Source organism: Microcoleus sp. bin48.metabat.b7b8b9.023 (assembly GCF_013299185.1).
Classification (GTDB): domain Bacteria; phylum Cyanobacteriota; class Cyanobacteriia; order Cyanobacteriales; family Microcoleaceae; genus Microcoleus.
Genome location: NZ_JAAFKG010000101.1, coordinates 1 through 11611, shown reverse-complemented (window position 1 = coordinate 11611; position 11611 = coordinate 1). Strand labels below are relative to the sequence as shown.

Here is an 11611-nt window from a genome sequence, read left to right as displayed (position 1 = left end):
CCAAATCTGATGAGATTGGAGCCTTTCCCAATGAAACCAGTTGTCTCACAGTTTTTTGCCTCGTCGTAGAGCGAGATCATGCCAAACATGACCGTGGAACCCCCCGCGAATAATTCATGACACTAACGAATTCGTGTTTTTGGTTTGCGCGAGGCTCGTTACATGGGTCTTGCCAAAACTCGTCTGCAACATATTGTGACTGCTGCTGCGATGAATTTGTCTAGAATGTGGGCATTTTGGCGCGACATTCCGATTGGTAAGACTCGTATCTCTCGTTTTGCGGCTCTTTTTCCCTCTGCCTCATCATAGTTTTTTTTCCACGATTGTGGGATGTTTGGTTTCACCCTTTTTTAATTCGCCAACAGTCTCTTGAAACCGCCGAGTCTTCTGGGATACTTTCAACCTGCGAAGGCAGGTTTCGTCTGTGTAGACGCGGTTTCAACCGCCGAGTCTTCTGGGATACATGATTCTTTCAACCTGCGAAGGCAGGTTTTGTCTGTGTAGGCGCGGTTTCTAACCGCCGAGTCCCTTCTGATTTCAACCAAATGCAAAAATACCTAACAATCAAACAACTTACGGAAGCCGTAAAAGGCACAATTACGCCTCGGATGGTGCGACACTATCATGCTTTAGGGCTGCTATCTCCGGCCGTGCGATCGACTTCTAACTACAGACTGTACACCCGCAGCGACGTGCAAAGACTCCAAAGAATCGTCGCACTCAAACAGCAAGGCTTTCAACTTTCTCACATCCGCAAACTCTTAGAAACAGACGCGGAGGCTTCCTCAGACGCGGTGATGGCGACTCTCCAACGGCAATATCTGTCGGTAATTCAGCAGATTGTGCGCCTCCGAGAAACGGCATCAGCCCTTGAAGGATTGTTGGGGCGGGATCTTTCGTGTCAAGCGGTGCAAGCGGGCGCCCTGGCTCAATTGAGGCTGTTGGAGGCGGAAACTGAGGGTGGGTTGGGACAGTTGGAACAACTTTGGGATGCTTGGGATGCGGGGGCGCACACTCACCCGGAGGCGTTTGGGGAGTCGTTGCAGCATTTGTTGCCGGATTTGGCCGATCGCTCGGAAATTGAGGTAGACTTGCTGTCTAAACTGGTGTTAGCATCCGGTGATTGTTCGCTGCTGCCGTTTGTGAAGTTGAGCGAAACGGCGATTAAATCGGCGCGGGAAGCTTTGAAAAATCAGTGTCAAATTGTAGCTGACGTGCCTCCTGTTTTTGCTGCTTTGGATGGCACAAGATTGGCGCATTTGGGAACAAGTATTACAACTTTAATTGACGAACCGCATATCAATGCTGCGGCGGAAGCTGAACAAGAATTCTGGCACGAGCGCGAGTGGTTTGAAAAATTATTGAAATTGGAAAAAGGCTGTATAATAGTAGTAGGATATGCGCCTTCTGTGCTGATGGCGATTTGTGAGGCGATCGCCAACGGGCAACTACAACCGGCTTTGGTAATTGGAATGCCGATCGGCTTCAGTCATTCTCCAGTAGCGAAACGTCGCTTACTGCGATCGGGAATTCCTTATATTACGACGGTGGGGACTTTTGGCGGCGGGTTGTTGGCGGCGGTTGCTTTGAATTCTCTGGTTGAGTCTTTGATAGAAAAGCCGAATTGTCACTGTCATCTTAAGTAAAAAGATGCAATTATCTCAAGCAGGACTTACTCAACTGACGCAAAATAGGAATGAATTATTAGGTACGTAGTTGCGCTTTAGCGCTCTTACTTATATATTGAAAGAGCGCTGAAGCGCAACTACATACCTTAGATTCGATCGCGATCGCAACTAGAATCGAAAAAAAACAAATTGAAGCCTTAAATCAAATCACCACTTGCCCAGAGCCCCCCAAACAGCACCCGAAATTACCCCCCAAATTGCTCCCAAACCAGCCCCGACGATCGCACCTACGACAGGGGCAAACTGCACCGGCACCCCACCGCTGAGGGCCGGAAACACCGCACACACGCCCGCCCCCAACACCGTACCTGCAAAAGTCCCCAAAAAACTGCCCCAAATCGCACCCAAAGCCGCACCCCGAATTCCCGAAGGCTGAAACGACACCGGTAGCTTTGGTGCAAACCCGCAAACACCCAAAAAACTCCCAGAAATTAAACCTCCAATCGCACCCACACCCGCCGCCACAATTGCCACACCCAGCAACAAACCCCCAAACTCGATCGCCGGCCGCATCTGCCCGTTATATTGCTGCCAAACCACCAACCCAGCCCCCAGCAAAACACCAGCCCAAGTCCCCAAAAACGTTCCCCAAACCGCCCCCAAAAAGCCTCCCCGCCGGCCCCACACCCTCCCCACCGGCAGTGCCAGAGGAGGCGAAAAAGCTGCCCAAACACAGCCCCAGAGAGTCCCAACCCCGGCGCCAGACAAAATCCCCTGCCCGATCGCCCGATTATCACTAATCGCCCCAAACACCACACCGCTGATCGCAGCCAAAAAGAAAGCCCCCCAGAGAGTCCCCAGCAAAACTCCCCCCCACTTCCGCCAAATCTGATTCGGCGACAAAGTAAAAATGCCCCACATCATCCCAAAAAAACTGCCCCAAATCGAACCAACAAAAATCGCCCCCAAAATCGCGCCGCCGCCCTCCGCGATCGCCGAAAAAATCCCCGCCACCGCCGCCAAACACAAAGTACCCCAAACACCACCCCAAGCAGCATCCTGAACAATTCGCTCAAACTTGGTAAGGGGAACCTGAGGCGCCGGAGTCCGACTCCGAGAAGGAATCGGTAGCATCGGCAATTGATAGTTGCCCAGTTGCCGCGGCAGCCCCGTCGAGGGTTGTTGCCGGCGCACTGCGGTCTCCCTCACGACGGGAGGTGGTTGGGGCTTTTTACGCTTGGTTTTCGCGGGCTGCAAGTGCAATCCGTTGCTGACTGCCTGCCGCGAAGGAAACGGATCTCGGCCTTTGAGGAGTTTTGCCCGATCGCACCAAGGGCACCGACTCAGATGATTTCCGTATTTGTGCTGAGTGTTTTTGCTGCAAGTAAGTAGAGAATCTTCCGCTTCCCGAATCGCATTCACCCAAGTTTTCGCATCCGGGCGCGCCGACGGATTCCTGTGCCCTTCCTCAAAACAGCGGACAAACATCTGTCGCAGTCGGGGATGCAGCATCTCGAAGGGGGGCGCTGCGGGCATCGGGCGGTAGGGTATTCGCTTGGTACCGCTGGGGAAATGGCCCGATCGAATTCTCGCTTCCAGAGACGGCGGTTCGTCGCTACCCAGATATACTCCCGAAAACGGGTGCGTACCTTCCATTAATAATTGAAAAATTAATACCCCCAAACCGAACAAATCGTGCTCGGGAGCTCGATCGATATCGCGGAAAGTCTGGCCCTGCAATTCCGGCGGTGTAAACTCGGGTTTCCCCACGGGACACCGATAAACGTAACCTGTATAAGGATCGCGCACTTGAAACGAATCCGTATCTACCAGCGTTACTAAAGCCGTATCCGTGACAAGAATATTCGACTCGTTGACATCGCCGATGACGTAACCCCTGACGTGGAGGGCATTTACAGCCGAGGCGAGGTTTCTGGCGGTGCGGTGGAGGTAAAGATAATTAAATAGGGGTTTTTGTTCGCGCCTGGTTTTGGGAGTGTAGAAAGTGTGTACCGGCAGCACTTTCTTGACGCGCGGCATCACAAAACCGACGATTTTTTCGCGCCCGCCGACAGTATGCAGCAAATCGAGAGGCCAAGCAATTGAGGCGTGTCCCGGTTCCGCGATCGGCGCATCCGGCGGCATACTGAACATGACTGTGAGTTTGTCGCCGTCTTCGTCTGTCGGTTTGTGGTAGATTTTTGCTACCAGGGACGAGTCTTTGGCGATCGGATAGATGCGACCTTGACCGCCACTGGCGATCGCGCTGTTGGTGTCGATCGCAATCAGTTGTCCGCTAAATTGGCGTTGCAACTGCATAGAATTCCGTTAGGGGATAGAGGATTAGTCATCAGTTGACAGTTGACAGTTGACAGTTGACAGTTGACAGCTATCTGTTCCGTCGATAGAAGAGGATTGGAGTGTTGACAGTTGACAGCTACCCATAGCCGTCCATAGAAGAGGATTTGATTTCCCCCTAAACGGGAAGGCTTCAGACCAAATTTTCATGCGTGAATTTTAGATCTTAGATTTTAGATTAAAGAAAGCGACCCCACTGATAAACCGGTAATTCTATTTTATTGTGGGATGGGCATCCTGCCCGTCCTGAAAAACTCAGCAACAGGCAAGATGCCTGTTCCACGATAGTTCAATTTTGCAATTGTGGTTAGAGTCGATCGGCATCGATTCCCATGTCTCGGAGTCTTAATTCTAAGGCTTGCGATCGCGATCGCTCTTGTTCCAGCAGCATTTCTGCCTGTTCGGCCCGCGCCTCGGCTTGCTGTCGCAGTCGATCGAGTTCCACAAAATTCATAAACGGTTCTTGGTTAGCCCCGAACATTTCGAGTCCTGTTTGAGATAATTGAAACCGCACTCCCAGTCTCGGACTTACCCAGCCGTCCATTTGTTCGATCGCTTCAAATTGTGATTCTCGCCGCAACCATCCTGTCAGTTCTAAAGTTTGCGGGTTGTACAAATAATATTCTTCCACACCGTAGCGTTCGTAAAATTGGAATTTTTGAATCATCGGAGTCAGACGATTTCCCGGCGACCAAATTTCAAAGGCGACTTGCGGTGCAATATTACCTTCGTTCCACTGTTGGTAAGAACCTCGGTATCCTTTTGGTATGCCAAAAACTGCCATCACATCTGGTGCTTGGGATAGTTTATTATTTCCTTCCACCGGATACCACAGCAAGTCACCCGCTACAAAAACATTCTGGTCATTTGCAAACAGCAATTCTAAGTTTTCTTTAATCCAAACAATTAATCGAAACTGATCGGTATTGTTTGACATCGGTTCGCCGTTATCGTCGGGGTAGATGACATTTGATTTTTCGGGAGATTGCAGTTGTGTAACCATTGCTGTTTTCCCAATTTTTTTTATGAGTTGATTTTAGTTTACCGAGATAATCGCGTCTGAAGCCTCCCCGTTTAGGGGGAAATCAAACAAATAGTTAGCTGTCAACTGTCAACTGTCAACTGTCAACTGTCAACTGTCAACTGTCAACTGTCAACTGTCAACTGTCAACTGTCAACTGTCAACTGATGAACCGCCTATTTCCTCTTCCAGTTCGTCAACTGCGGTTTTGATAAAGTTATCCACCAACCAGTCGCGGGTGCGCGAGAAATTGCTCTCCAATTCCAGGTAATGACTGCCTAATTTTGCCTTAAAGTCTTTGGGGAAAATCTCTTGGGCGGCTAACAGATTTTTCCAGCGGGTTAACTGGCTGCTGTTGCGATCGGGAAAGCGGTTGTACAAATAGTCGATCGCGATCGCCTCTAGAATGTCCGCACCCAAGATTTCCCGGCGTTTTAGCTCGTTTAAGAGCGTACTTTTCGACTGCTGAGTTAGATCGAAGTGTTCGCCGATCGTTCCTTCGATCGACTGCTGGATCAGCCAGTTACCCGCACGCAAAAAATCGCGATCGAATTCCAAGTAAATCGCCCCCGACAAAGCCTCAAAAATCTGGGCTAAAAATCTATTGTACTCGCTTGGTTTTGTTGCTTTCCCGCTGACGGCTCCCCGACAGAGTTCGTTCAATTTCAGATTTTCCGCAAATTCCGAGAGTTTTTGACTGTCTGCTAAACGAGCTTTTAAGGTTGAAATCGCATCGCAATCGAGTTCGGGATATTCGCGGTACAGGTAATCGGTAACAACAGCACCGAAAATCGCTCCGCCTAAGAGTGAAAGCCGTTTTTGCTTCACATCTTCCCCAGCCGGATACTCCTCCGGGCGATCGCAGCGGCTGCTCAAGGCCGTTTCCAGCAGTTCGGTTTGCCCAAAGTCGTCCAGGCCGATCGCTACTTTGACTGCTTCAATATCTACCTGTTTATTTTTGATCTGCTCTAATTCTTCTTCACATTTTGCCCACCTTTCTAACCAATCACCGCCAGCATTTTCCACATACAAATCAACAAAATCAACCCCGTGGTGCATCCAATCATCCTGCATTTTTCGGGCAGCTTCTAGTTCTTCAAAGACTTTTTGTAAATTGCTTTCAACGGTGCTTGTACCTTTTACTGTCATAGTATTGATTTTGATGTAATTTGATTTTATTTCCAACAATTTCAGCGCACTTCAATCTAATCTCAATTCAATTTATACCCAGTTGCTAGTTATTTTACCTGAAAGAATTGGTTTAAAGCTGGAACCCCGATCGGGAGGAATTAAGAGAAGACTATTCATTACTCCAATCCTCTTCCTTATGATTGTCAAATGCCCTCAAGCGGTCAACTGTCAATTGTCAACTGAATGAATAGATTGATTGTTTCGGTAAATTTTCCCATTTCTCAGCCAAGAATTCCGGAGAACCTCTATCTTTCACAGGCAGCCATCGGGCCGTGCACCTTACGGCTATTGATTGCTGCGGTAAATCTTCCCGTTGCTGGGCCAGGAATTACGCAGAACCTCTATCTTTCGTAAAGTGCGAATTCCGCACCTTACCGCTATTGATTGCAGCCCTGAATTTTCTCGTTGCTTAACACATTCGTATCTATTACCGATTACCAGAAAGAATTGGTTGAAAGCCCCAATGCCGATCGGGAGAAATTAAAATCAGACTATTCATTACTCCAATCCTCGGACTTAAGGGTAGAGTTCCCTCTCAAACTGTCAACTGTCAACTGTCAACTGTCAACTGTCAACTGTTGAACGCACTTTGCCATATCCCCCCGGGAAACAGAGAATGGGAGGAAAAATCTTGGCGTAGCCTTCGGGCCCAAGGGAAGCGGGCTGATGATTAAGTTGGTGGCATTGTCTAAAATTCTGCAATATGCGAGTTATTCAAAATTTCTTGTTCACCGAATTTTGAGCAGTCGAACTATTCTCAGCAGCAGATCGGGTGAATTTATGGGAATTTAAGGTAACGACCTGCGGGCAAATTATCACTATTATATAATGCAATGTTAACTAACTGGTTCAGGAAATTTGCATCTTTTGTATCATAACTTAAAAATAGTCCTCTGTCAATCCCCCAGCCTTGAAGAGTTTGTTGCCATTTTTGATATTTTTGTTCCGAAAACTCATCAGAAAGAGTGGTGACTTGAATGCAGAGGGGCTGCTGTTGGCGGTTGCTGACGATCGAATCGGTAGCCATAGAAAGATCTGCTACATAGCGATACAAAACACTGCCTTGACGTTCGACTATCCGGGCGGCGATCGCACGAATGACGCCATCGTCAGCCGGATCGAATTTACCCGCCTTGAGTTTTTGTTTCCAGATGTAAAATTTGCGATCGTTTTCACTCAGCCATTTAGGAAATAAATAACTGTACCAATACCTTTCACCCGGAGTCATTAACTCAAACGCCGCTTGTCGTTCTCCTTCCGAGGGTAGAGATTGAACCGCCAGCCAAACCTGAGAATCTCGCATAAGCTGTAGCAAAAAAGCCAGCACAAATTTCTTAGCAGTTAGCGAACCGGGTTTAACATCTTTCACCCAGCGATTGATTTCATCCAATCTTCTCGCCAAACTCGGATCTATGAGATCTGCTTCGCTAATTAGGGAGTTGAGCTTATCCTTAATCTCTTGTGCTTGCAAGTGACGACCTACTCTACAGATTAAACCAGAATTGTTGACACCTCGATTTTATTATAGAACCGCACCAAATTTTCGCCACTCATTAAACATCTCGAACAATTGTTGTGGGGCAGGTATCGTGCAAGCCCTTGACTTTATTTGAGGAGATGTCTATTTCATAGTTGTTGCCGATTCCCGCAGGCGCTGGTATAATAAAACAAAATAAACACTCATCAACGGTGCCACTAAAAATCCCAGTACATTAGCCGTAAGCTTAGATGCTAAAGATTTCGCCGTCGGATCGATTAATAGGGAAATCAATATTGTTGGTACAATAACTACAAAAAATATCAGAAAAGTCGATCGAAATATCAACCACCAGCGCCCTTTGGTTAATTCCCAACTGCTGCTAAGACTGTCAAGCGCCGAAGAGTTATCAATGACGGTAGCGTAAAGTGGAAATATTAAGCGATATGATACATACAATCCGGGAATGATTAGTGCAATGAAGCCTGCAAAAATTAGCACAAAAGATATAATATAAACCAAAATAAGTGGCAGCAATCTCCTGTTTGCTTGATGGAAAGCCTCACTCACAGTTACTTGATTTCCTGTCAAACTTCGGTAAGTGTAGAAAATAAGAGATCCCGACAAGAAAGGAATTGCCACGAACCAGTAGATAATATTCAAAGGAATAGCTGCCGAACCCAGACCAACACTATTGAGTACAGCAAATATTAAACTGGGAGAGTTGATAGTCAACTGGGGAGCGTATATAGCTCCCGCAGCGGCAAATGTTTCTCGCAACAAGCTAATTGCACTAATTCGTTGAGCTGTCATAATTTTTGAGCCGGATTTTTTAAGGGGATTTAAACAGATTGGACATTCCTTGAAAAACTTGCTAACAATAATGTTAAGTCATCATCGGTGCGATCGCACACGCGGGGCGATCGCAAAAACGACTCTAATTGCTCTTTTGCATCCGCATCTTCCTTCGCCGTGCCCGAAAACCGAAACAAAGGCGCAAAAAACGGCCCGTGGGGCGTACCTTCCGGGATTTTGAGAGCGAGCATTTGCAAGCCGTCGGAAAACACAGCCAAGTGACGCAGTTGTTGCCGCATTACCTGAAATTGTGCTGTTTCGATCGCATTTGGCGAAATCAAAAACACGGTTTCGTTGATGTATTCACCGCAGGGAGGTACAGTAAGGGCGATCGCATTTCCCGCACTATCACCCGCCACCGCCGCACCATCGCCAATTTGAGCAACAGCGATCAATTCCGGCGTAGCCACAACCGCAATTAAAGTGCAAGCTAAATCCCTCGCCGCCACTTCCCGGGTTGCGGCTTCCGCTTCCACAGCCGCCCGCGCAACTTGCAGGGATGCGGTAAAAAATACCTGCCATTCCTCGTCACTTTCAGGCTGCAAATCCTGTTGGCAAATCGTTTCCACAACCGCTTCCACAGCAATTTTTGCCCCCACTTCAGCCAGTGCAGCCGAACCCGCGCCGTCAGCTACCGCTGCTACCAAAACACCGTTAGACAAGACGCGCCAACAGTGGGCATCTTGACAGGGTTGCGATCGTTTTTCGTGGCTCGTACCAGTCACCGATGCGGCTACAACTTGCCAATTAAATAATGAATTATCCATTAATAACTCTTGTATTCAAAACTTAGTAAATTCAAAACTATGGAAATTGATTGGGAGCATCTCATTGTTGTAAAAAGCATTTTTATGTAGTGCTGTCCCCGCTCGCTTCTATAGCCAAGCGAGCCGGGACAGCACTTTTAAAGCAAAATTGAGATTCTCCCAATTCATTGTAAGCACTTCGCACCTTACCAATGACTAATGCCAACTGCCAACTGTCAACTGTCAACTGTCAACTGTCAACTGACTAAACAGTTCCCCATCCGGGCGGCGGTAATGCGACTTGTTCGTCAATTTTTGAGTGAGAAACTCTCTGCATACTAGCCGACAGCCAAATGAACATCTCTCGAAAGTCTAATCCTTTCAATTTTACAGGAGTGCGCTCAACAATTTCCGCGAGACGGGAGATATTCGCACCTTCCACACCGACTGCAAAAAAAGCCACGCGCTTGTTAGTTTCTTCCTCTTTGATCCGCTGTGCTGCGATTTCCACAACATCGTCCGATTCGCCTTGAGGTTCGCCGTCGGTAATCATAAATACCCACGGGCGGTAATAGGTAATGCCGTTGTTGCGGTATTCGGATTTGCGGGCGGCGATGGTGTCTAGTGCTAGCTGAATGCCGGCGCCCATGTGGGTTTGTCCTTGGGCTGTCAGCAGCGGTGTCTCGAACTGATCGGCGGTCACGAAGTCTTGCACGACTTTGATATTATTGTCAAAGGAAATAATCGCGACTTCGACTCGCTTTTTAGCTAGTTCATCTTTAATTAGGTCATTCCTAAAGACTTCCAGCCCCTCATTCAAGGCATCTATGGGTGCGCCTTGCATGGAGCCAGAGGTGTCCAGCAGGAGGACGCAGGGACACCGTGGCTCTGGGTTTTCGGCAAATTCTACGGCTTCGTCTAGTCTCATGGTTCAGGATTGACCTTGGAGTGGCTCGGTTTTTAGCATTGTCACTTTACTGTATCAACTCAGTAACATATTTAAATGCAACTTGCTAGGGCGATCGCATTTTACCATTTTCGTGAAATATCAGCGTCAAATATTTAGTGTCAAATATCAGAAGGGTGATTCACGCTCCCGATAGCTTCGCTTCACGATCTTTTGTTCGTCCCCGCTCATCCGCCTCGATCTGCGGTCAAAAAACGAATTCATTCCTGTCTGTGGTAATATAGACTAATAGTATTTATGCAAAACAAGGGTAAATCTTATGATTGAAAAAGTCACACAAAAACTGACATTCGATCAATTCCTTGTAGAATGTCCCGAAGATGGACTCTATGAACTGGTAAATGGAGAAATTGTCGAAATAATTTCAACCCGAAATCATATTGATGTTGCCGACTACATCCATGACTCTTTTCACACTCAAATCAAAAATCTGAGCTTAAATTATGTAGTAACAAGCCAAACAGCTATCAGAACTGTAAACAAAGCCGGAATTGAACAAGGGCGAAGACCTGATGTCAGTGTAATCGATCGCGATTTGTGGCGATATGACCGCTCGGCCTATGCTGCCTTGCGCGAACCAATTCAGTTGGCGGTGGAGGTAACATCAATGAATTGGAATGTCGATTATATTCACAAATTTGATGAGTATCAGCGTCTCGGGATTTCCGAATATTGGGTTGTGGATTATTTGGGAATTGCTAGCTCAAAATTCATCGGAAAGCCGAAAGTTGCGACTGTATTTGTCCACCTTTTGGATGCAGAAGGCAATTATCAAACAACTGCGTTTAAGGGCAGCGATCGAATTGTGTCTCGGACTTTTCCCGAATTAACGCTGACAGCCGAACAGGTGATGAATAGTTAAATTAGGTTAATGGAGCTAACTGGGTTATTATATATGAAAAATCACTAAAAACATGAAATCTATTTCCGAACAAAAAGCTGTTAGTCCTTGGAATTACAAACCCTGGTGGTGTCAGCCTTGGTCGATTCTTTTGACAGGGACAAGTCTAATTTCTGGTAGTTGGTTTTTGCTAAAAACTGTTTGGATAACTGTTTTAGTCGCGATTCCTTTATTGGCTTGGATGGGATTTTTCTTGTTGGTTTGGCCGAGGTTGATGCTGTCTAGCGGTGCTTTGGATTCTCATTCAGATTAGGTTTTGGGCGGTACGCAGTTTGTATGGTGTGCCATAAGTATCGTAGGTTTATAGCCGAGTCTAGATCCCCCTAAATCCCCCTTAAAAAGCAGGGTGGATTAATTGTCGAGAGGTTAAATCAAGGCTATGAAGGCTATTGACTGACATCATGCGAGGCATTTAACAGGTTTATCTGAACTAGATAAATCAAAAAGTAACTCACTCAAATCTTCAA

12 protein-coding genes and 1 pseudogene are annotated in these 11611 nt (G+C 47.2%); 5 read left to right on the top strand and 8 right to left on the bottom strand.

The window, feature by feature from the left end:
• Positions 1-129: 129 nt before the first annotated feature.
• Positions 130-309 (top strand): annotated as a pseudogene (locus QZW82_RS31305) (transposase); the annotation flags it as partial.
• Positions 310-545: 236 nt separating this feature from the next.
• Positions 546-1646, top strand: coding sequence for a precorrin-8X methylmutase (locus tag QZW82_RS31300; RefSeq protein WP_293158022.1), 1101 nt, complete (start codon positions 546-548; stop codon positions 1644-1646).
• 189 nt (positions 1647-1835) lie between these two features.
• Here the strand turns inward: QZW82_RS31300 and QZW82_RS31295 are convergent, their stop codons facing one another.
• The 4 genes from QZW82_RS31295 to QZW82_RS31280 all read right to left on the bottom strand — a co-directional run bounded on the left by QZW82_RS31295 (position 1836) and on the right by QZW82_RS31280 (position 6156).
• Positions 1836-3947: a DNA-binding protein gene (locus tag QZW82_RS31295; RefSeq protein ID WP_293158019.1), complete on the bottom strand. Its 2112-nt coding sequence runs from the start codon at positions 3945-3947 to the stop codon at positions 1836-1838.
• Between the two features lie 24 nt (positions 3948-3971).
• The gene (locus tag QZW82_RS31290; RefSeq protein WP_293158016.1) at positions 3972-4136 is read right to left on the bottom strand and encodes a hypothetical protein; all 165 of its coding nucleotides are present in this window, start codon (positions 4134-4136) and stop codon (positions 3972-3974) included.
• 157 nt (positions 4137-4293) lie between these two features.
• Positions 4294-4989, bottom strand: coding sequence for a Uma2 family endonuclease (locus QZW82_RS31285; RefSeq protein WP_293158013.1), 696 nt, complete (start codon positions 4987-4989; stop codon positions 4294-4296).
• Positions 4990-5160: 171 nt separating this feature from the next.
• A complete protein-coding gene (locus QZW82_RS31280; protein WP_293158010.1) occupies positions 5161-6156 on the bottom strand; it encodes a ribonuclease III domain-containing protein in 996 nt (331 codons plus the stop codon).
• Between the two features lie 447 nt (positions 6157-6603).
• Between QZW82_RS31280 and QZW82_RS31275 the strand changes: the two genes are divergently transcribed.
• Positions 6604-6780 carry a hypothetical protein gene (locus QZW82_RS31275; protein WP_293158007.1) on the top strand — a complete coding sequence of 59 codons (177 nt, stop codon included), beginning with the start codon at positions 6604-6606 and terminating at the stop codon, positions 6778-6780.
• Positions 6781-6976: 196 nt separating this feature from the next.
• Here QZW82_RS31275 and QZW82_RS31270 read toward each other — a convergent pair whose 3' ends face one another.
• The 4 genes from QZW82_RS31270 to QZW82_RS31255 all read right to left on the bottom strand — a co-directional run bounded on the left by QZW82_RS31270 (position 6977) and on the right by QZW82_RS31255 (position 10204).
• On the bottom strand, positions 6977-7669 hold the full coding sequence (locus QZW82_RS31270) for a hypothetical protein (RefSeq protein WP_293158004.1): 693 nt from the start codon (positions 7667-7669) through the stop codon (positions 6977-6979).
• A 150-nt stretch (positions 7670-7819) separates the two neighbouring features.
• On the bottom strand, positions 7820-8488 hold the full coding sequence (locus QZW82_RS31265) for a glycerophosphoryl diester phosphodiesterase membrane domain-containing protein (protein WP_293158001.1): 669 nt from the start codon (positions 8486-8488) through the stop codon (positions 7820-7822).
• A 29-nt stretch (positions 8489-8517) separates the two neighbouring features.
• Positions 8518-9297 carry a PP2C family serine/threonine-protein phosphatase gene (locus tag QZW82_RS31260; protein ID WP_293157998.1) on the bottom strand — a complete coding sequence of 260 codons (780 nt, stop codon included), beginning with the start codon at positions 9295-9297 and terminating at the stop codon, positions 8518-8520.
• 244 nt (positions 9298-9541) lie between these two features.
• Complete coding sequence (locus QZW82_RS31255) at positions 9542-10204, bottom strand: VWA domain-containing protein (RefSeq protein ID WP_293157995.1); 663 nt, start codon at positions 10202-10204, stop codon at positions 9542-9544.
• Positions 10205-10502: 298 nt separating this feature from the next.
• On the opposite strand from QZW82_RS31255, the gene QZW82_RS31250 reads away from it, so the two are divergent.
• Together QZW82_RS31250 and QZW82_RS31245 are read left to right on the top strand one after the other, a co-directional pair.
• Positions 10503-11105, top strand: a complete 603-nt coding sequence (locus QZW82_RS31250; RefSeq protein WP_293157992.1) for a Uma2 family endonuclease — start codon at positions 10503-10505, stop codon at positions 11103-11105.
• A 52-nt stretch (positions 11106-11157) separates the two neighbouring features.
• Positions 11158-11397, top strand: a complete 240-nt coding sequence (locus QZW82_RS31245; RefSeq protein WP_293157989.1) for a DUF6737 family protein — start codon at positions 11158-11160, stop codon at positions 11395-11397.
• Positions 11398-11611: the final 214 nt, after the last annotated feature.

Bases quoted from the DNA above. Each gene is read 5' to 3' on its own strand.
- QZW82_RS31300 (WP_293158022.1), top strand. From the start codon at position 546: ATGCAAAAATACCTAACAATCAAACAACTTACGGAAGCCGTAAAAGGC.
- QZW82_RS31295 (WP_293158019.1), bottom strand. From the start codon at position 3,947: ATGCAGTTGCAACGCCAATTTAGCGGACAACTGATTGCGATCGACACC.
- QZW82_RS31290 (WP_293158016.1), bottom strand. From the start codon at position 4,136: ATGAAAATTTGGTCTGAAGCCTTCCCGTTTAGGGGGAAATCAAATCCT.
- QZW82_RS31285 (WP_293158013.1), bottom strand. From the start codon at position 4,989: ATGGTTACACAACTGCAATCTCCCGAAAAATCAAATGTCATCTACCCC.
- QZW82_RS31280 (WP_293158010.1), bottom strand. From the start codon at position 6,156: ATGACAGTAAAAGGTACAAGCACCGTTGAAAGCAATTTACAAAAAGTC.
- QZW82_RS31265 (WP_293158001.1), bottom strand. From the start codon at position 8,488: ATGACAGCTCAACGAATTAGTGCAATTAGCTTGTTGCGAGAAACATTT.
- QZW82_RS31260 (WP_293157998.1), bottom strand. From the start codon at position 9,297: ATGGATAATTCATTATTTAATTGGCAAGTTGTAGCCGCATCGGTGACT.
- QZW82_RS31255 (WP_293157995.1), bottom strand. From the start codon at position 10,204: ATGAGACTAGACGAAGCCGTAGAATTTGCCGAAAACCCAGAGCCACGG.
- QZW82_RS31250 (WP_293157992.1), top strand. From the start codon at position 10,503: ATGATTGAAAAAGTCACACAAAAACTGACATTCGATCAATTCCTTGTA.
- QZW82_RS31245 (WP_293157989.1), top strand. From the start codon at position 11,158: ATGAAATCTATTTCCGAACAAAAAGCTGTTAGTCCTTGGAATTACAAA.